The sequence below is a fragment of the Candidatus Fukatsuia endosymbiont of Tuberolachnus salignus genome (assembly GCF_964030845.1).
GTDB lineage: Bacteria > Pseudomonadota > Gammaproteobacteria > Enterobacterales > Enterobacteriaceae > Fukatsuia > Fukatsuia symbiotica.
Genome location: NZ_OZ034983.1, coordinates 2358192 through 2381093, shown reverse-complemented (window position 1 = coordinate 2381093; position 22902 = coordinate 2358192). Strand labels below are relative to the sequence as shown.

Annotated in this window: 8 protein-coding genes; 1 reads left to right on the top strand and 7 read right to left on the bottom strand. The window is 40.2% G+C overall.

Features of this window, described 5'->3' with window-relative positions; translation table 11 throughout:
- The first annotated feature begins 182 nt into the window (after positions 1-182).
- A complete protein-coding gene (locus tag AAHH42_RS11555; protein WP_342221176.1) occupies positions 183-7916 on the top strand; it encodes a TcdA/TcdB catalytic glycosyltransferase domain-containing protein in 7734 nt (2577 codons plus the stop codon).
- Here the strand turns inward: AAHH42_RS11555 and AAHH42_RS11550 are convergent, their stop codons facing one another.
- The 7 genes from AAHH42_RS11550 to AAHH42_RS11520 form a co-directional block, all read right to left on the bottom strand.
- A complete protein-coding gene (locus tag AAHH42_RS11550; protein ID WP_342221175.1) occupies positions 7917-9248 on the bottom strand; it encodes a hypothetical protein in 1332 nt (443 codons plus the stop codon).
- Positions 9205-11916, bottom strand: coding sequence for a TcdA/TcdB pore-forming domain-containing protein (locus tag AAHH42_RS11545; protein ID WP_342221174.1), 2712 nt, complete (start codon positions 11914-11916; stop codon positions 9205-9207). The genes AAHH42_RS11550 and AAHH42_RS11545 overlap by 44 nt, the downstream gene beginning before the upstream one ends.
- Positions 11917-12206: 290 nt before the next feature.
- Complete coding sequence (locus tag AAHH42_RS11540) at positions 12207-15698, bottom strand: TcdA/TcdB catalytic glycosyltransferase domain-containing protein (RefSeq protein WP_342221173.1); 3492 nt, start codon at positions 15696-15698, stop codon at positions 12207-12209.
- Between the two features lie 460 nt (positions 15699-16158).
- Positions 16159-17853 carry a M57 family metalloprotease gene (locus tag AAHH42_RS11535; RefSeq protein WP_342221172.1) on the bottom strand — a complete coding sequence of 565 codons (1695 nt, stop codon included), beginning with the start codon at positions 17851-17853 and terminating at the stop codon, positions 16159-16161.
- A 206-nt stretch (positions 17854-18059) separates the two neighbouring features.
- On the bottom strand, positions 18060-20504 hold the full coding sequence (locus AAHH42_RS11530; RefSeq protein WP_342221171.1) for a putative mucin/carbohydrate-binding domain-containing protein: 2445 nt from the start codon (positions 20502-20504) through the stop codon (positions 18060-18062).
- 353 nt (positions 20505-20857) lie between these two features.
- A complete protein-coding gene (locus AAHH42_RS11525; protein WP_342222072.1) occupies positions 20858-21718 on the bottom strand; it encodes a TauD/TfdA dioxygenase family protein in 861 nt (286 codons plus the stop codon).
- A gap of 98 nt (positions 21719-21816) precedes the next feature.
- Complete coding sequence (locus tag AAHH42_RS11520; protein ID WP_072550938.1) at positions 21817-22818, bottom strand: L-tyrosine/L-tryptophan isonitrile synthase family protein; 1002 nt, start codon at positions 22816-22818, stop codon at positions 21817-21819.
- Positions 22819-22902 lie beyond the last annotated feature (84 nt).

The following is a 22902-nucleotide window of genomic DNA, read 5'->3' as shown; positions in this document are numbered from 1 at the left end:
CGCCACAGCTTGATGTGATAGAACCTTTTTAATTCATCATTTATTTTTTTCTAAGTCATTTTTTATAAATTCTTTTTATTAGACTTCTTGCAAAACCGTCGTTCGTGATGCGAATTCAAGGCACCTGGCGCACAGCAACCGCAGTCACGATAAACCACAAATAAAAATGGAGCAAAAACAAAATGGAATACAAAAATGTCGCGATGCAACTAGAAAATATCACTGTAGATCAAACGGAATACAATAAAGAAAATGGTAATTATCATAAATTTATCCAAGCCAGGAATAATTATTTGTCCCTTACGAAACCTATATCGTCATTAGAAGAAACCAAACTCTTATTTAAAATGCTGGACTGCTTGGATAAATGGATTGTTATTCATAATAAAAAAGGTGAAAAACGATATAATGCTTTCTTATCAAATATACTTTTAGCACGTAAAAACGCTCTAATGACCCGCGTGCCTAAAATTTTGCATTTTGTCTGCCTGTGTGAAATAACAGATATCCAGAGGGATTATATTAATCTTTGGATACAAACCAATCCAGATTATGCCATCAGGGTCCATGTGGATGAATACGCGGTTTTGGCAAAAGAGCTTGCTGTACGAATACAAAAACAGGCCAGCAAAGAAGTATTGAACGATTCAAGAAATACCTTTCCAACGACACTATTTCGCTGGCAAAACGAGGCTTTTAGCTACGTAAAAAAAAATATAAAAACCAATATGGGGGATGGTAAACCGAGTTTTGATAACTGTGTCAAAGCATACTGTCAAAATAGAAGGTTAGGCAGTGCTGAAGAGCTGGAAGAGATAGGTTACGCAAATAGAATGGGGATGGGAGCTGCCCATAGAAATTTGCAGAAGGCTAATCCAAAAACAGATATCAAGCTCATTACCAGTGGTGAGGCACTTGTTCCCTGGTCCTCGCATTACTTAACGGAACTGGTCTTACGGGGCAATATGGTTACCGCAAGTGATATACTCGGCCTAGAGCGGTTGCAAAAAGACGGGGGCATTTATTTGGCGACTAACTTGCTGCCCGCTATCAACGAAAAACTCTTCTATGTTGGGCACCAAAACTTGATTCAAACCACGGTCCAGGATCCTAAAGGGACGCAAAGTGTTGCAGCAATTACCAGTCTTATCCTCGATGAACTAGGAAAGACCGATCAGAGCCCCAATCAAATCCCCGCGCGTGCAAAATTGATCAAGGACTATCCCATTTATTCTATCGTTCCCAAAAAGCGAGCAAAAATAGAACAAGTGATCAAAGATGCCTTGAAGAAACAGATCCCATTATTTAAAAGGCTGGGTGACGTTAAGGTCGACCCTTTTTTTCAATGTTCTTATGCTGATGGTAATATCAACGCCGTGGCAGTACAAAAATTTAGCGACAGACAAGACAATCCCTTTATTACTCAATTGTTAGCCAATTTTGCCAAGACCTATAAGATCATTGAGGACTATAATCACCACGGTCTTGATACAACCGTCCGAACATTATGGCATCCCATCATCCCTAAGATTACAGAAGATGTGCAGCGTGCAGGTCTTCATATCAGTGCTAAGGCGGTTATTTATTATCGATGGGATATTTTCAATCAGTATCCACAAACCAGCCCTGAGCTTTTGGGCACGCCCGCCTATGATTTGACGTATTCACAGCTATTACAGGAGGCCCTGGATGCACAAGGTGATCAAGTGTTTCCGACCAATCCTTATACTTTTCAAAAAAGGTATACACCTTCCTTCAGTGCGGTGAACCTGTTAACCGAAGAGGTCGCGCGATCTCATTTGATGGGACCAATGCACTATATTAAACCTTTTGCCAACGCTCCCCAGTACGGCGGTCAATACATTATACAGCTCTACAATGATGAGATAAGCAAAAAAGCCGCCGAGTTTTTATACAATCAAAATAGGGATGTTAGCGACTGGTATTATTACGATGAGGTAAAAGATCAGCTCGTCCTTCAACCAGCCACAGTAGCGACTGTCAATGCAGGTAAATACATCCTATGGGTAGGAAATGGAACCTCCATCACCACCTTGCACAAGCTAAAAATCGTAGGACTATTGAAGGCTATGCTACCAATCAGTACCTCCATAGAACAGCTGACCCTTGTAGCTTGTCAGCGATCAGCACAAGGCACCCAGCCCCTCTCTATTGAGGGCCTCTATGATGCTTTTGATAAGCCTGATCGTAAGATAAAGGTCGATCACATTGTTGTACAAGAAAATCTCTTTACTGTCGATGGGATGGGCCGTAAATGGCAGGGTAGGTTATCCACAGTGGGGGCAAATCACTCCGTAGTAACAGAAATCGACTGGAATCGCGCGACAGAGAATAGCCGAGAAGTGATCGCCACACGATCGACCAATGGATTGACGGTATCCTATGCAACCCGGCCTCTTAGCGAGAGTAGGGTGATACGCAATGAAGTTATCACTCTGGTTGACGCTAATCAAACCATTTTTGGACTCGGTTCGGTGATAGAGATACAGATTATCCATCCCGCAAAACAAGTAACATGGATGAAGGATCCGACAAAGCTCGACGGATGGATAGATCAAACAACGATTGAAGGAATATTAAGCGCGATGGAGCAAGGTGTCGTGGTAACCGTGGCCGAGAGTATGGCATTAATCGCCGCGATGGGTAAAGTTGATCATGAGTTCATCATTAATGATCCTAACCTTTCCCGGATTGCTGCAGTGATGCAAGCTTTGAAGCAGAGCCTTGAGATCAAAACCTACGCAGATTGGTATGAAATACTTGATTTTAGCTGCGGAAAAACGGCATTCAACCGGCTGGTCAATACCCTTTTTCCAACCTCCAGAGCGCGAGATCAAGCCTTTAAGCGCCTGCAATGGCGAGTAAGAGGCAAACGCACCACCTTTTTCAACCTCGATCTAGGCAAAAATGACAGTGCGATGGCAATATGTAAGGAGATGAAAAGTAAAACCGCGATTAAGGCGATTTTTTTGGGGAGTCTGGAGGCGCTGCTATTGTCTAATAGACAGGCAGACAAAGGCAATCTTCCTCAATTAGAATGGGCTACTCGCCGTTTAGAAAACCTCGAAACCAATTTAAGCCGCCTGGAGAATAGCGGCCAAGCACCTCATTCCCCACTCAAGCGTTATTATTACTCGTTGTGGGATCCTAAGTTCAGCTTACAACAGGGTCAGCGCATTACGCTGAAAGACTATGTCAATAATGATTACATACGAAGATCACAGCAACTTAATTGGCAGGGAGAACCCTACCCGAGCTTGGTTACTGCTGATAATTACGTACGTAAACAGACATGGAAACGTATCAATCAGGAGACATTGCAGAATAATCGGTTAGCACCGGGAGAATGGGTGATACTCTTCTCAACGCTGCAATACAATACGTTGGATGAAAAATACACCATCAGCTATTTGAATACAACCAACTACAAAATGGTGGATGTTACCACTCACAACTCCATTTTTGCTGAAATGAGGATCTATTTAGACAAAAATGCTGAATTAATTAAGCAAAATTACCGACTAACCGGAAAAAAGGAACCGATTGCCAGGAGCCTGGGGCGTATGGGCGGAGTGGGTGGCTTCGCCAATTTTGACGATTCCGTTGTGTCTATTTATCGTTTTTTAAAGCACGCGATCTACGCCGGCAGTAAAGAGGAAGATCCTGCCATGAAACTTTATACCCAAATGTCAGTGGCGGCAGATATAAATAACCTACTCAGTTTAACGCCGACTCTCGCCGAAGGTGCTGAGAGATTGGCACCCTCTATCGCTCAATCCAAATGGTTATCACAGCGCTTCCCTGGAACGGTTAATGCCTTTTTAGGCTACAGTGAGAAGTTTTACCAATCAAAAACCATACAAAATTTAGGTGAATTTACCACAGCAGCCGGTTTTATTGGGGCTGGCATAAGCTTTTTGCCTAATCTCTATCTATTAAACACCACCAACAACGATCGTCAACGCAGTCTTGCTATCACCAGGATGGCATTCGACAGTGTGGGTGTGCTTTTTAGCGCGGTAAGTTGGAAATTGATGGCCACCACAGAAGGCTTTTTCCCGTTACTGTTAGTTATTGGCGCAAGTTATGGTTTGTCCAGGTTAAGTGAGAAAGTGAGTCAAATCCTGGGAGAAAATATTGATAATATCACTACTGCCCAAATTTTAGGTGAGCGGTTTAACCAACTCAAAAAAGGTTTTGAGCGGGGTGGATTTGCTGTGGTTAATCATGAAGTACTGGTGCCATTAGAAGGAGCGGTTATTAAAGCCATCCACCTAGAAGAAATCCGAACGCCTCGAGTCATATTCGATGAAATAGGGGCGCAAATGCGCAAAAAAACCGACCAAGGAAAGGATCTGATTGCTGACAGCAATGACTCTGCCGCTTACATCAACCTGCGTGAGTTAAGTGGTATAGCCGAAAACCAGTTCATCACGGTCGCCAATCTCCCCGCCGCCCATCAACCTGCCTTGAAAACGCTCATTTTACCTTGGTCACCCCGTGCCAAAATTAATCCGTCGTATGCCGAAGCAGACTTCGTTGAATGGCGAAATGATGCCGAGTTTGGCGCTATGCGTGACTTTGCTGCTCAGGATCCGCATTTTATTTTTGAATATCACAAGTCTCCGGATTCTTTCACGCCCTATTTCTTGCCTGTTTTAGACGAAGTTGAGGAATTTGTGGGAATCGACTGGATGGTCATCAACGATCTGAAATATCACTACGAAAAAACAGATGTCAACGTTTATTTCGGTAATCACACTTATAAAGTGATGGCTCCGGGGATTAAGAAAGATAAAAAAATTAGCGAGTCTGTATGCAAAAATTATTTGCATTATCGGCTATATGGCCCAGAGGAGGGAAAGGCGACCATTTTCCTGGTACTGAATAGAGGTCAGGCTGATATTACCATCGAACGTAGTAATCCTGATATCACCTGGATCGTCAATGCTAATCATTCCTATCTTTCCGATATGCTTGCACGTCCAACCCCCGGTGGCTACGAGATATATGACAAGGATCCGGATGCACAAGGTGAAATCAATGTCATTGCCATCAACGTTACCCAGCGTAATAACACCCAATTTACTTTTCAGGTACCCTTAGGCGTGGTGACAACCAATCCCACCGACAGTAATCGGTTAATTGTCAGGGAGTTTAACGCCAAGTATTTCATGTTTTTATTAACACCAGCATTAATCCGCCAGCTTGATCCTGATAATAAGACCAAGAGCATGTCACCGGCAATGAAAGAGTCAACACTGGTAAAACGCTATTTGCAACAAATGATTAAAGATAAACGCTTTTTCCCGCTCTACATTCCCATACAAAAATTTTCCCTTACTGGTGACGAAAAAAGCGATCAAGTTTATTATTCCGTACACAATGAAGATTTTGTCCATACCAAAAACCAGCCAGGTACGCTATTTGAAAATACCCGGCGTAGCAATGTCCAGACCCTTTTTTTTAGCGAGGAGTATGCTTGGTTTAAGGGAGATTTGTTGATACAGGAAGTGTCTGAAGGCATGGAGTATCTTTACTGCTATCGAAATCTCTTTTGGGTATCAGAAATTGCTACCAATAGGCTGAAACATATTTATCTCCCCTTCTGTCATCTGCCCGACGTGCTTAATTCTCAAAATCAAGCTGAGCGACAACAGATAAAATTTCCTTCTCAATCTACCATTAACATCATCAATCAACCCAAAGATATCACCAGATACATCAATTTTGAACAACGCTATCGCTATCAGCAGCCTAATGGTAAGCAATATCTGGGTATCAGATACAAGATTGATACCCGTTATCCTGAAAAAGGATTGATAGTGACTGAAATTGATAACTTACCGCCAGAAATACAAAATCAACTTATCCAAAATTTGGATTTAAATACACTTCATCATTTCATGAAACTCAATATCCATGCAGAGATCAGCCCTCTACCCCATAGTAAGCTGGATCCCTCGACAGGAACGGGACAAAATGTAAAAGCAATAGATAATCTTAAAACAGATACCCTTTTTTCCGTAGGACGTGGCGTCATATGGCCATTGCAAGGCAGCATAGTGGTAAAGGGGCATGTCGACGCAAGTCTTCCTGATACGGTACTCAATAATCCCAATGAGATCATTAGCTACGCAGGAACAACAACCAAAATTATCGATGAAAATGTCGCTGTGGAAGGCGAGCTACAAACCAGCACCAAACATTACCATTTCTGGTGTATTAGCGATAAGCACCGAAATTTTCTAAAATTATATAGTCAACAGGATACAAATCCGGCAATAGAAATGTGTTTAAGTGATTTTAATATAAATAATAACCAGGTATTGAGCATAGATAATGCGATTATTAATACAGTGAACGGATTATTGTACGGCCTTGACGATGACCACACTATTTTATTGGCAGGAATAGGGCAACCTTGGTTATTGAAACAAAATAATTGGTGGGTTTATTTTAAAAAACATATTGATCAGCTGACAGAAAGAATGGAAGGCTTGATTTCACTGCCACCAGGGCAAACAAAACCCATTGGTATTGCCCCTTATCTAACGTTATCCGGCTTACTACAGAGTGACGGGATAAAACCGCTATCTGCCTGGTATGATTTTGCTAGTAAGCAGTTTATTCTTTGTAAAAACGAAGAAAACCAACAGATAACTTACCTGCAAATGGACAGTAAAAGCAAAAACGGGGCTTGGATCGTCAAAATTAAGGACAACCATCAGAAGGAAATAGGCTACATTACTTCCATGACAATCGATGAATTAAGCGTGTGCTTTCACAAAATAATCTTAAAAAATGCGACAAAAATACCGAGTCTGATGACACTCATTTCGCGAATATCTGCCACTCCCCTCTCTTTTATACAAGTTAGCCCAGAAAGAGGAGTAATAAAAGGGACAACCACTGACGGACTGTTACTGTATATCAGTAGAAAAAATGCAGAATTTAAAGCCACGTTATTAGCCGTTACGCCTGTTTTTACTACAGCACAGGCAAAGAAAGAAAATTTATCGGCAATCACGCCTAATTCTGCTATTTGGCAGAAAACCTATAGGTTGACTCTCCAAACTGAGCTTAACCAGTTAATTCAATATTATTTCTACTTTGAAGTTATCAGAGTGATGTTAGCTAATGATCAGCAGGGTTGGTATCACGCGGACAGCAATAAACTGTTTTTACCTTTTTCCACGGATGGATCGGGAAATGTAAAAATACATAATTTGAATAAATATCTTGGCTATGACAGTAAAAATCACTGTGCTTATTTTAACAGCCAAGAAGGTGAACAGTGGGATTTGATAAAGATGGATCAAAATGGTGGATTAGCAAAGAGAATAGTGAATAAGGGCATATTATACCAACGCACCTCCTTCCTCCTTATTTTGGACAGTGGCCCTGTCTCAGTGCTTGATGAAGATAACTATATCAATGTTGATGTGCCAGCCTTACTGATAACCACCCCTTTTAACCAAGCTAAATATGAATCTTTTACTTTTCAGATCGATAAATTTAGCTACGCCATGATATACCTGGCACATACTAACCCAGGAAGGCTAAGATGTATTATGCCGAATACGCCAAAAAAGCCGTTGATTTCACAAAAAGGCTGGTCTATTTGCGTGATTGTAGAAGAAAACTTGTTAATGTTATTTGCTTCGGATAAGAATAATATTGAGTTCATGTTCAAAGGAATCGCTATGCCAGCGACAGGCTTATCAGAATACTATGGCACCACACTCGATAGTCTGCCGCCGGCGGGTTCTCCAATTGATGTTAGCATCTCTCTTCTCGTCTTGGAGAAATATTACCATGCCCTGTATATAAGCGAAGATAAACGGACAATGGACGGTCATCTTGCGGCTCCATTTCCTGCATTCGCCGCATAACTAACCGGCTACTTTTTGCAACAGTGAATCGACAATAGGAAGCAAAATATTGTCAGTTTGATCGCTGTCAAACATACCGACTCCACCGATCCTATCACTATAGTATGTCGCCAGTGTTTTAGCTGTTGTGTATTGGTTGTTAAAAACAAATTGTATTTTTCCACCCGTCTCGCCATCTTCACCCTCTAGAAACGCACCAATAACCACCAGTAGTTTATCACCAACAAACACTCTCAAATCTTCCTGTTCCCGGGTGATAAGCATCTTAGAAAAATCAGTGCTATCGGAGAACTGGCAATATATTTTCTTCTGATTGTTAGTAGTAATGTTACAAATATAAGTCACTGCGTAATGAAACAAGGTGGCATTAAACGTAAAGCTCATGTGTTGCTGATCGTCGGTCATGATCACTAATAAAGCCGGTACGTCAATTTCTACGTGTGCTTGCTCAGTGAGCTTGAGCACGTGATCCGCTTTTAATACCAGCAAATTATCCCAGCGTTGGTAACAGGGGCTTTGGTTTGGAAAAGTGATCCGGCCACCATTATCATAAATTTTAAGTAATAGCTGGCTTGAAAATACGCTAGCAGCACGAATAAACCAAGCCGATTTATCCCATTTGTTAAAACCAAGATAACGATATAATCGATCGGCATCATGGATAATAAACAGCTTTTGACTGGCGGGGTGATACCAGCCTCGATGCTGATTTCTACAATTCATTGGTATTACTTCGGGAACACCATAATAATGGCAGAGTGTGCTAAAATCTTGTTTTAATTGTGGGATGTCTACTATTTCGTTTTGATAATAACCATCAATGAAGTTATCGGTGGCGGATAACAATAGGATATCGAACCCGTTAGCTTGCTTGCGGATATAAAAAATCAATCCGCCCTCAGTAATCGCCTTTATATCGCCATTATCCTGCAGAATAATATAAGCTAAAAATTTATCTTTTTCCGCTAATACGTTGCCCATACTCTGTATGATCAGATGGGGGATTAGCGCTTTATTGGCCAATAGATTGCCGCTAAAAATAGCCGCTAATTGATTCGGATCCAGAGTAGATACGTAGCCAAGCGTTTTTTTTCCGCTAGTATTTTCTGCTGAAATCCAGGCCCCTTGCTGGCCGTTGACCTCATGTGCCATACCCAGGTAGCACAGTTTTTGCCAATAACTACTTTGGCAAAGAATAAATTGCTCTCCATCACATTGATACCAGGCGTGCAGTGGCTTCCCTTCCTCATCCATGAGTAAGCCAAACAGAGTAAGATGTGATCCTACCTTAATCGCTTTTTTTTTGCCCGGCAGGCAGCGCTGAAACACCATGTAGCCGATCTTGCTGTGTTCTTACGTAATGTTGTAGCGCGATCGGCCAATTTATCTGCTGTTCGAGCCAAATCTTTCTTACCCCGACCAGGGTAAGAGAATCACGATCAGATAGACGATAAATTAGCCCATTTCTTATGCTGAGCAGTGTATCCTGAATGCTTAATACCTGTTGGTTATCCAGGCCGAAATCACTCAGATCTATTTCTCTAGCATCGTCGTTGTCTTGTTGCACATACAATTTAACCGGTTGATGATGATCAGCTGGCGGGGTGAGGGACCAAAAATAATAGTGACGATGGTTATCACTGCTTTTTTCTACCGGCGCTCTTCCCGCCGGCTTGATAAGATAATCGACATTATTCATCATGCTGGCATCTATTTTGGCAGAAATTTTCTCATTTAGGTCATAACTCTCACTCAGTACTGGCCATATTAGCTGATGGTTAAAAGATTCTATGGGGTGATCGTCTACCAGCTGGGATTGCGTTTTTTTGATGGATAGTAGCGCCGTTTGGGGTACGCGGATTGGAGACAGACTTTTATGTAGCAGCTGCGGTCTGGCCTCGTCAAGTAGGGGATTAATATTCAACATGGGATCAATGTTACCGCTGCCACTCTGTCTGACGATAAGATCGGTCAACACCCGAAAGCTTTTCTCTGTTGAGAGCGTATTTAGCACACTTTCTGGCAACCCGCTGGCTTGAATGAGCTGTAAGCTGTTATCAATATCATCAGTGTCAATAAGATAGTCAAGCAAAGCTTGAACGGTGTGGGAAGGATAAAAGTCAGAGCCTGGATTGAGATAAGTGTATTCCTGCTGAAAACGAATAGTACCTGGAGAAACTTGCCAATTGATTAGTGTCCCCGGAGATTTATACTTATACTCTTCTGTCTGCATATTACTGGATTCTGTATCAACTTGATGATGTATATTAAAATAGATCTTTATCAACCGTTGCCAATTGAAGCGCTCTAACAAAGATGTATCTATATCCCGTTCTATATCCTGCTCTATCTGTGCCCTCACTACTTTTATATCCATTTTGTAGTTTACAGGCAGGTAGATTTTTATCAGCTCTTTAGTATTAAAATCGGATACCCAGCAGATATTACGATAAGTATAAATACTGGCTACTATGGTTTGAGCAGAAAATTGATCATAATCAATCTGATGTGGAATAATGACTGAGATATTTCCCTTATACCAGGCATATTTTTCATTGCTAAATAATAACTCAACATGAGTGCGTTTTATTTTATGCGTAAAAAGTGTGTTGTCGGAGGTTTTTGTGTAAATAAAATCGTTTTGCCATAAAGAATAAAAACAATATTTACTTTGTTCTTCTTCAATGGGATTAAAATTATTGATCCGCAGTAATTTAATAATTTCTTTCATGCCTTTGGTATATTCAGCCAGATATTTTTTTACCGTTCTATGATCTTTATTGGCAATAACTTTATTATCCAGCAGGGTTTGTACATTAACCTGTAATGGAACTATCCTTAGGTTTTTGCTATCGACTTCAAAGAGACCGCTAGGTAGTTGAATAATAATTTGTGTATTTTCGATGTCAGTAATATTAATATTAATGGCTTCCGTTTTATTATTATGAGTTTCATTCGATGCCTTGTCCGGTAGATGACGATAAAAGTTTAATACTGAATCAGTCAGGATCACCTGTATACCGAACAGATGGCTGGCAGCAATAACCCACTTTACTTTATTATTACTGCATTTTATTGTGACATTGGCTTGGACTTTATTTAATCCTAACACCACAACAGCATCTCCTGTTTCTGGTGCACAGAACGTATAATGTAAATATTTTTTGTATATATTATATTTTACTTGTTGATCTTCACTAATACCGGGCGCAATAAATTTATAGTCACCATTTCCTAATAAAATATCTATTTTCGTCATACTGTAGCTAAATATTATCTTGGTTAGTGCCATCCATACTGGTATTATTCCCGCTCCTATTTTTATCTGTTTTGCAAAGATAAATCCGGGATTTTTTTGCGCGAAGCCGCGCATGGTTTTAAATTCAGGTGAGGTTTGCAAAACGGGGAATAATACGGAATCATAAACAGGCTCCATATTGGCTTTCGGTGTGACCGGTAAGATAAATTTGTTCAAACTAGGGTTGTCTTGCAGATCAGTGATGGTTTTTTTTTCGTCTACGCCTTCTAATATACGTAAATTAATATAAGTGTTCATATCTACAGGAATGCCAATATCTTGCATTTTTCGTATTTGTTGACCCTGTTTATCGAACAGTACGGTAGGATTGTTGTGTTTTCGTAGATCGATTTGGCTAATGACAACCCCTTCCGACGGAAGTAAAACGCCTTTCTCAAGACTAAATCCTCCCCGCTGCCATCCCTCACTCATATGATTGAAATAGTGCCCCCAAGCCTGTACATTTTCTCTATCTTCCAATGAATTTTTTGTCTTATGCATCATAAATTGGCTAAGTTCAGTCAGCATAATGTTAATTATGGATAGCACTACCGTTGCAATAATACCCGGGATGCTAAAAGCTGTGTTCATGACATCATTTGTGATCCGTATCATAGTAAGATGATGTTTTTCTTGCTCTTTGGTTTCGATTAACTCATCAGTATTCAGTACAAAATTTTTTCTGGCTAATCGAGAAGCCATGATTTCGGTTTTTTTATTGTTTGTTCTACTCACCATGTTAAAAAAACGGTTAACACTTTTCATTCTTTCTGGAATTTTACTGAGTTTACCCTCTCTAAATAATGTTAATTGTATATCAGTTGCGGTATCGGCGGTGTTGGACACGTTGTTAATATCTATCGGAACAGATAGAGCGAAATAGATATCGAGCGCTTTTCTTAAATCAATAAATATTCGGCTAATATTATTAATCCCCGTATCAATATCATCTCCAAATTGATATACCGATGTAGTAAAATCAGCTTTATTTTCTATATTGTCAATATACTTTTTTTATTCAAGTGCTTAGTTGGTAATTGTCCATTGCCAAATCGACAAAATTGCCGAATGATTGCTGTTGACTTGTCTAATAATGGGTTGATGGCAGTAAAAATTTGATTGGTTGTTTCTAATGTTTTTACTTCAACAAGATTTTTAATATTCAGGTAGGGTATTCTATATTTTTTTTCCAATGGGTAGTAGCGGATATCTGATAACATCGCTATCCATTCATCTCCAAGTCTACCTGCAATTTTTATCTGATTAGCAGCGAATGATAAAATGTAAGGGGAAACATTATTGCTAATATAGTCCGCTTTTGATTGTTTAATGCGTTCTATATATTTAATCTTGCTATAATTGTCTTGTAATCTATTTATTTTAGTAGAGAATGTTTTTGTATTATAATCAGTGATATAAAAAGAATGATAATAAAGCGCAATGTTTTTAGGTAAAAGTTTAAGAAAATTATTAATATCATAAATAGTAGACGCCATCGTTGTAATATTTAATTCCATGCTATTCTTTATTACTTTTTGACGATCTGAAAAAATAATATCATCAATATTTCCTAGATAAATGGCGGAAATAATGTCGCTTTTACTGTACATTTTTTGTAATATTTTGTTGATGTCCCGTGTGTTTTTATTTTTAGCTAAATCTATATGGTAAAACGTAAATTGGTTGTGACGTACCCGACTTTGTAGCCGCTCAAAAGCGACTTGAGGATCATGGAATAGTTTGTTGATCAAAGATTGCAATGCTAATTTTCCGTTGGAAAGATTCAGCGAATCAAACCAAGCGGTGTAATTCTTCTTTAATAGTGAGCTGGTTAATGCCTCCATCAGGAGTGCTATCTTAGCGAGTTGGCGATCAAAAATAATGATTTCTCCCCCGCCTCCCCCCATAGCAACCAGTAATACCATGCTATCGGCAGACACTAACAGTGCACCTTGTTGTCCGCTGTCCAACAGTGCCTGGGCGGTGCCTTCATGAATCCAGCAGGCGGATAGCTTTTCCTGATGAATGATAGGTGTCTTAGTGATGTAACCTAGTGTAAAAGGCTCTGGTTGGAAGGCAGTAACGATTTTATTGGGATCAATAAGGTATTTTTCTAAGGGGTGAGAGAGTAACGTTTTTTGATCATCTTCTTCATTATTATTGATAATGATTTTTTTGTCGCCAGGTTGTGTCAAATTCCATGTCATGCCTGATGATGTTGCCGTACCTGTCCATTTCAAGCCGATGGTATCAACAGTAATGAGTTTTTCCTGGATTATTGTGCGTTTTATTTCTACTTCTTTTTCAGTAAGAACAGCACAAAAATCAACAATAAAACGGGGCGGCTGAAAATTTTCGCCGGGCTGCTTAATATCTTTTTCTAAAAATTTAACTGTTTCCGTAAATTCAACGATTGAAAACTCAGTAACCATGAGGCTCAATTGCGTAATGATGTCGCGGTTTCTCAATAGTGGTTGATTAATGAATAGCGGTTTATGAAGCAGTAAATTAGCGATTATTTTTCCATCGATGTTGAGGTCGGCGCTGTTGTTCTCCATTCTATTATCCACCAAAATAATTCTTTTTTTTCGGTGGTCGCCAAGGTATTCAGTGCCAGCAACTTTGGCTAATTGTTGTGTGCTGGGATCATAGCAATACCAAATACTTAACAGAGGATTTTGCTGATAGAGGAAATTAGCGGCTGCTAGCGCTGCTGTGTTGGCGTAGAGCTGGATAATGTATTGCTGATCGTAGCACGGGCGGTTAATGAGCAGGCTGTTGTCGTGCATCGGCCCTGATAAATGTGATTGATAAGTTTCTTCGGTTAAAAAGAACACATTGATAAAAGGTTGTTCGGATGCCATGAGTGTTTTAGTGCGTTCAATCTCGACCTGATTATACAAATCGGCACAAGCATAGTCATAAGCACGGCTCCCGGTCAGTTCATCGCTTGAACGAGCATGTTTCCCCTTGTGGGCAATATTGTCATCACGATACTGAACCAATACACTCGCATCAAACCGCAACGATAATTCCACTAGCCGTTGCTTGAGGGCTGTTTGAGCGAATTCAGGGTTCCATTCGATCAGGGTTAACCGGTCAATGCTGTAAAGGCTATGTTTAATGAGCAAATGACCCTTATTGAGATTGTCTAGCATCTTTTTGATGCATAAACTGTCCCTTTTCGCGACCACTGCCCGGTTATAGCCCGCGTCATACTGACATTGAAAATAGGGATCCACTTTCAATTCGTTAAGCGATTTGAAGAGAGGAATATTTTGTTCATGCGCTCTGGCAAGCACATCTTTTATCTTGCTGACAAAAAGAGGAGCAACAACTTGATTGCCTTCCATCTCTTGCGCTTCCGGCATATTCCCCGTTTGTTTCTGTTGTTCTAAAATAACATTGACAATGCGCCGTTGACTTTCAGCGCCCTCTGGGTCTTCCGCTGTGCTGTCGATAAGCGCGCTAAACAACGTTGTATTTATTGCGGGCAACAGGTCAGTATGCAAACAAATCCCGCCATATTCTTGCAGTATCAACAGGCGACAAATATCGCTGGCCGCGGCTAGGTTGCCGCGTAACGCCAACTCTTTAATGTACCATTCGCTTTCTTTTTTATCTGGCTGCGTTTGTGTATTATCCGTATCCGGAACAAGATAAAAGACAGTCTCAGTCGAGATATCAGGTAAAAGTTGCGATAAGTTGCGTAGGTTTAATCGATAAATTTTGGCTGTAGGATTGCGGCTTTGCAGCTCACTCAATGCATCCTCAATGCTTTTTTCATTTTTTCGTTTGATTTGTCTCAGTGCATCTTTTGTTGCTAAATTTTCATTTTGTAGAAATTCTGAGGTGGCTTGATCAAAACTAAAAAAATGGGTCTCCATAGAGGTTTTAATGGTTTGATAAGCCTGATTTTGCTTTATGATCCGGTTTTCTTTAGATAAGGAATAAAGCTCACCTGTTCCGATAGTGAGCGTAGTAAGTGCTGCTTTACTCGCCTCGTTCTGTAAACGCAGTGCCAGCTCCCAGGCTAAAGCAGCCGTATTATCAACCCAGATATTTATTTCATAATCTGGATTATGTTTTATCCACAGATCGATATATTGTTTTTGTATTTCAGTTATTTTTACTAGGCAAATAAAATGTATTTTTTTATCCACGGTTTCTTTAATTGCTTCCATTCGCAAGTGGATCACATCAGTTAATTTATTTTTTTTTATTATTTTATTTTTTTCATCGATAAATATATCGGAATTCTCTTTCAATGAATCAAGCAGCTGTAGCAATAATAACATTTCTTCTGAGGTGGTTTGCTCAGACGTTAGATTTTCATAGCAGTTCTTGATGTTGATAAATTTTTTATAAAATATATTCTGTTGATAATAATCACTGTTGACATGAATGTTTCTTAGAAGGCTGATAACGAATGCGCGTTGAGCAGTTTGGTCAAGTATGCGCTCTACATCAAATTCAAATAGCATATCAATTTCCCTATTAATTAGCGTAAATGTTGGTGTGAATAGTGAGCAAGGAAGAAAATAGATTAAGTCACACGAATCGGCTCTGGGAGGGTTCGTCACATTAACTGAGAAATAGACGAAAATAAGCCGAATGTGGCGCAGTCTATGCCAACTGTATGCAAAATACAAGCGCCCAATCTAGGTGCTTCGCAACCCCAGTCGGCAATAGACTTATTGCAAAACCTACTATAACGACGCAATTTAATTTTGATCAGCACACAAATATCAGCCACTCCGTAGATTTACTCCTCAATGTATCCGTTAGGTAACAAAAATTAAATCGCTCAGCTGTCTGTGTTTGCAAATACATGCTGCGAATTCTGCATTACGTGGTGCTCGCAATCCTCATGTACTCGTATATACCGCGTAATTCTGCGTACGGTCTTGCAAAAAGCCGACTATAGAAGTGAAAGAAAAATGATTAAAAGGGAGTCGGTTTCGTTAAGTGAAATGCTTTATTGTATTGCTCCGTCTGATCCTGATGTGCTGGCACCCGTTCTCCCGGTGAAGAAACAAAAGCAGACATCTCTTGCACCAAACTTTCTACACCCAATTTTGGCTCTGGTACCGGTTTATTAACACCGTATAATTTCTGTAGCGCTAATATATCAACAGGTTGTAATCTTGCTATATCTAGGGAATTTGACATAACACTATCGTGACGGGGATGAAAAGAAGAATGATTTAGCCCCAGAGCGTGCCCTATTTGATGACTGACTAGGCTTCTAAAAATTTCACGGTTGGTATGATTGAAGGTATCCGTCCCAATAGTACTCATTTGCGAAGCAGGTAAATAATCAGTAAAACCCGCATTTGCCCCTTCGCCGTGAGTGTTGTAATTGATAAAGCTAAGGTCAGCATCTTGATCATTGGCAACCTGGGAAAACGCTAGACCGGTTTTTTCTGCAATTTCATCAAGAACAGACTTTGTGATCTCTTTTTGTTCATCGGTATAACCCGTCAAGTTCGTGTAATTATATTTTGATGTTGTAGCGTCATATTGCGGAGTAGGATATTGATAACGGAGTATAATACGCTCTTGATGCGCTTCTTTATTCCACTTAGATCCACCTTTAAGCCCTTCCGCGACATCATTAATATGACTTTCTTCACTTGTTTGATTTTTTATCTCATGACCTACTGCCTGCTTTTGTAAACCCGTCGCGGTCATCAAAAAATTCGTTTCTTCACCCAGGACTTCTGTCATACCGGTAACACCATTTGATATCCTTAGACGATCCTCTGATTCTTTCGCTAATTCCACTATTTTTATCTGATAACCGTCACTGAACGGTATTTCATACCGTGAATATTTTCTGTTATTTTTTTTTATATTTTTCTGAAAAACAATCGCGCCTTTTCTATTTGCAATAGAGATGATTGTATAATAAGAACCATGTTTGAATTTTTTATTAAGGTGCAAACGTAACATGCTATTTTCTTTATCAATAGAAAAAGAAGCGAATTCTTGATCATCAGCCCCACGTAATGTGAGTTTTTTCTGATAGTTTTCCGGCGGTATAAACCTCTCTGTACCGCAGCGCCTGATGTGTGTACCACGCTTCAATCTACGTTTATCATCTGTGTTATCATTTGTGTCACGGCCATACAGATTCTGTAATGCTAAAATGTCAGCAGGTTGTAATTCTTCGACAACATGGTTATAAGACATCACACTGTTGGGATCCGAGGTGTCCGGGGCATGGAGCAACCCAAGCGCATGTCCTATCTCATGGCGAATGAGTCGATTGAATCTGTACATGTCATCAAAATTCGTCCAAATTTGGCTAGTCCCAGACTGCGGGGGGTAATCAGCATAACCACCGGGAGCAAACGAACCCTTGCTATCGTAATTAGCAAAAACCAGATTGCCTGCTTCATCATCTTGTGCTATACGGAATTCTAGACCGGTTTTTTGCGCAATTTCATCAAGAACAGACTTTGCGATCCTTTTTTGTTCGTCGGTATACGTGGTTAAATTGGTATGGCCTTCAGTAGTTTTTCCGTTATATTTTGGCTTAAAAAATCGATAAGTGAGCACCCGCTCTTTATAAGGATTTTTATCCCATTTTTGTGTGTGCTCTAGACTCTTTGCTAATGCGCCAATCTCGCTCATAATATATATTCCATTCATTTTTTTCGCTTTCTATTTATATTTATTTACAAAAAATTTTTATATAAAAATAATAAACAGACAGAATAAATTTTTATTAAAATAATATTTTTTAGAGAGACTCAGAATTAATACTGATAAGATGTTATATTTTCTTATAACATCTCTATTTTTATTTGGCGAAATGAATATATCTCGTTTTCAGAAAATCATGATAACCGGCTTGCTCTCGCTATAATACGTTGATTGTATTTCTCGTAGGCTGTATTACCCGGTTGCACCGAAACAGCATGTGAACGTGAAGAGGGAAAGGTAGACATCACCTGAGCCATCTTTGCTGTTGTATTGTGCTGTTCTGGCTGAAGTGAAAACGTCTGCTTTTCTAAACCGGTGGATGTCATGATAAACGTACTGGTTCTTGAATTAACGCCAATCACGTTATTATCAGAAAATATTTTTAAACGGTTTTCTGCTTCTGCGTGGTATATTTCTAATTGATACCCTTGAGCGAAAGGGATCTCAGCACGCGAAACTTCTCTATCAATGCCTTTTATTTCTTTATTAAAAATAACTTCACCCTGTGTATTTTTAATCTGAATACTGGCGTAAAGATGATCCCTGAAATAGTCATCAAGTAATGGTTTGCTGACATCAATATTCATGATTTCCTTAGTTGCATCCACAGAAAGGGAAGCAAATTTCCAATTACTTCTGTCTAGGAAAGTAAATTGATGTGAAGGTAGGATCCTTTCCAAACCCGTCGCTGTCATAGTAAAATTATTTGTTTTCGAAGTTGAAACGGAGATACCTTTCATGTCAGAGGATGACGCTAAACGGGTTTCTGCTTCAGCGTGATAAATTTCCAATTGATAGCCCTCACGAAAATGGGTATCAACACGTGAAAGTTCAGCATCAGTGCCTTTTATTTCTTTGTAAAAAACAATCCTTCCCTCTTTATCTTTAACCTGAATGCTGGCATAAGTCTGATTACTGAAATAATCATGTGCCGTTGCGGCAATCACATCAACACGGATAACGCCACGTGTTTCATCAATAGAAATAGAAGAAAATTCGGCATCTTCTATCCCCAATAAGGTAAATTTTTTCTGATAATTTTCTGGTTTTACCCGTGCCTGATTCATGACTCTTATACGTCGTTTCTCAGGCTGTACTTCTTGTACCTCATCCTGTCGATTCACGACTCTTATACGTCGTTTCTCAGACTGTACTTCTCTTACCTCATCTCCTAAGCGTGCCCTTTGCCATGTTTCCTCTCTTCTTGCAGATCGCTCCTCATGTTGCTGTCTTATCTGTTCATTCTGCTCCTTGATACGTGCCAATTCTTTCTCATATTCCTGTTTTTCCCATTCCCGTCGTTTCAGTTCCTCTGCCCATCGTTCATTATCTTCCCGTTCTACTCGGGCCTGTTCCTCAACTTGTTTCCTGTGTTCCAGTCTTCTGTCTTTCTCCTCTCTCTCTGCTCTTTCTTGTGAGCGTCTCTGTACCCGTTCATTGTATGCTTGTGCCTCCTGCTGTGCGATTTCTTCTCTTCTTAACCCTTCGCTTTGCCGTTCTCTTTGCAGAGTTGCTTCTCTTCTTGCAGATTGCTCTTCATGTTGCTGTCTTCGCTGTTCCTGCTGCTGCTTTATACTTGCCAATTTTTCCTCATATTCCTGTTTTTCCCGTTCACGTCGTTTCAATTCCTCTGCCCATCGCTCGTTATGTTCCCGTTCTATTCGTGCATTTTCCAGTGCTTGTTTCCTGTTCTGTGCCTCTACCTCTGCGATTGCCCGTGCCCGTCTCTGTGCCCGTTCTTCTTCATCTGTTTGCGCCTTCTTTTTTACAAGCTCTTCTCTTTTATGCGACGCTTGTCGGCGTATTTCCATGGCAAGGTCTTGCTGTTCCCGCAATTTCCGGTGATGCTCTCGCCATTCGAGCTCTCGTGCTTTCCGTACTTCCTGTGCTCTCTGCTCCCGTTTAATTTCCTCTGTCCGTTGCACTTCCAGCCGTTTTTGCTCTTCTTCCTGCCTCTGTTGATTCTGCTGATCCCGTGCCTGTAGCCGCTTTTGTATTCGTTCTGCTGCCCGCGGATCGGTGTCATGACCATACAAAGCCCGCAAAGCGACAATATCAGCAAGCTGTAATTCGTCTACAGAAAAGTCATACGACATCACACTATTAGGATTAGCAAGACTATTAGTGTGCTTCAGCCCAAGAGCATGCCCTATTTCATGAATAATCGTCTTTTTAAAATTACTCAGATTTTCAGAATTTATCCACACTGGACTGGGATTGGGAGGGTTGGGATAGAAAGCATACCCTTTTATAGGGTTACCTGGAGAGAGGAAATTACCAAAGGTTAAATTGCTCGGTTGAGCACTTTCAACCATGCGAAACTCTAAACCCGTTAGATCTGCAATCTCATTAAGAACAGATTGGGTCATTTCTCGTTGTTGATCTGTGAAAGTGGTCAAATTAGTATAATATTGATCGCCATCGTAGTGTGCTCTACCTTGATAATTTGGCGTCAGATATTTGAATGTGAGTGTGAGTTCACCCTGTCTATCGGAGGGATCCCCTCGCTCTGGTGATGAACCTGATTTCCATTTTCGGCCATCTTGTATTTCTTTTGATACAGAATGAACATGACTCATAATGACTTCACTCCCTTTTCATCTTAAATTTATAATTAATATAAATTTATTTTTTTTGGAATGCATCATAGTAATCATTGTTTAACATTATTTTTCATTATTTCATCGATAAGTTAAATACTTTTAAAATATAAAGATGATTTAATGGAATAACTATTTTATTTTTCGTGAATTGATTATGTAATATTTCACGTCATGTATCCATTCACACTACGTATAGCGGTACGGTTTAATTTTGATTACATACTGAATACTATTCAGTATAAATATACGACACGATTCATCTTTATGCTATAATTAGAATAGAAGCGTTCTGCTATAGTAGGTTATGAAAAAGATTTCGAATAGGGTTCTTACAATTTCAGGGCCTGGTTGATGCACGGAGGGCTGGATTGAATATGTACACGTTGCAAATGGCGCGTAGAGCAGTGAGTGAAGCCTTCACGTCCATGTAATAACGAAAAATTATCAGCGATCACGACGTCTCCCTTTTGCCAGTGATGCGCATAGAAGTGGCGCACATCGTACAAACTTTTATGTAATACCCGGCGGAATTCTGCTTGTTGCTCTGGCGCTATTCCATGATATTCCAGTGTGTGCTGATTGAGAAATTTTTTCCCTTCAACCGGAGGTTCATTGTAACGCATAATCATACCCTTCCCGGTGGGGTGCTTAACCAATAGAGGCGAACATAATGTACCACCGTAATTCACGACCTGTGCAATTCGGTAAGTGACAGATACCGCCTTCCATTGTGCCAATACCTGCTCACTGGCATTAGCAATCATTAAGCTGGTATCAACAAAAGTAGTGCGTCCTCCTTCGTTAGCCGCAGGAGCGGCGGCGCAGTGAAACAACTGAAATTCAGGAATAGTCGATTTGTACATCCCGTCCCAGTGTAATGGGACATAGCTATTATCAAAAATATGATCTGTCGCGTGCTGATCCTCTATTACGTTCAGTACTGCGCCAAACGGCCACATCATAATCTCACCCCACATCTTGGCATACTCGGCTAATACTTCCGCGTCGGCGAAATCCGAAGTAAAACCACGCAGTACCACCAAGTGATGACTACGTGCCAGGGTGCGTAATCTGTTGACGGAGAGCGTCATGACCTTTTGCCCGTCATTCTGTGGATGTAATACTACACCAAAAGGTTGGTTTTTTACCCTTTTGCAATTTAAATCCAGTGATCCTGATTTATTTTCCATCATTAACATTCCTGGTAAAAATTATGCCCACTCACAAGGCCACCACTTTTGTTTGTAAAAAGAGTGGCAATAAAAAAACGATAGGTTTTACACATGACTCATGTGTAATATCCCACTCCTTTATCGGGAGTAACTGACGCCATAGCAGAATTTATAATCAGATAATGGCTCGGTGTACCCCGAATCATCACCAGTGTGCCGTTCAGTTCTTCGGCTTTTTTACGTTTCATCAGCACAAACTGGCCGTTGATATTTACTGCTACACCATGCCAGGGTGTCAGCCAGTTATCTTTAGTGGCTATCATGTGGATCCCAATCTTCAGGCTATCTGCAGGTTGAGGATGAATAGAAAGGCGGATCGCCATAGGAAAATGCTGAGCCAGTAGGTTCCCCCAGGCTAAGCTACGCTGGATCAGGTTACAGGCTCGCCGTTTGGCATCCTTCTGTAAAGCCGCATTGGAACCGTTGTAAACGGATGATTGATTGTCTTCAAATAAAAAACGGGTAACAGCACGATATAACTGTAAGCCTTGTGCATCCTGCATCAGACGTGCCTTAATCTTCTCTTCTGGTTCGACGTAGCTATCAACCAATAGACTGCGCAATCGATCATAATCGTTGGCATGCCCCGCCAGCTCTTCGATATTCCCTAGGTTAAACAGGCTTAAATGTGTTATTCCTAGCTCATGCAATAAATTTCTCATTCCACACTGATAATTGTGGATCACTTCATCAGTCACCCGTATCACATCACCAAATACATGCCCGTCCGCACAGATAATAATATGGGCGCCAGGCGAATAATAAAGTTGAATGCGTTTACATAATGAATCAAGAAAAATCAGTGATATTTTTTCGGCCATATCCGGTAATTTACCGATGACTTTATTGATATTAGGTGATTTAACCGGAAATGCAGGTAAAATAAATTCAATACGCTGATCATTTTTAATAAACTCACAGATCCTTGGAAGCTGAACGTCAATGATTAATTTTTCTTCATCCTCTATCTGTGCCTCAGGTTCAGGAAAACGTCGACGATATAACAAAATTTCTTGTAGAATTTTTAACGCCAACTTTTCGATGTGAATATTACCCACGATTCATTCCTTTAAAATTTTTATTATTATAATGATGGTGAAATTACGTACAAAAATAATAGCAAATAACAATTGTTAGCACAG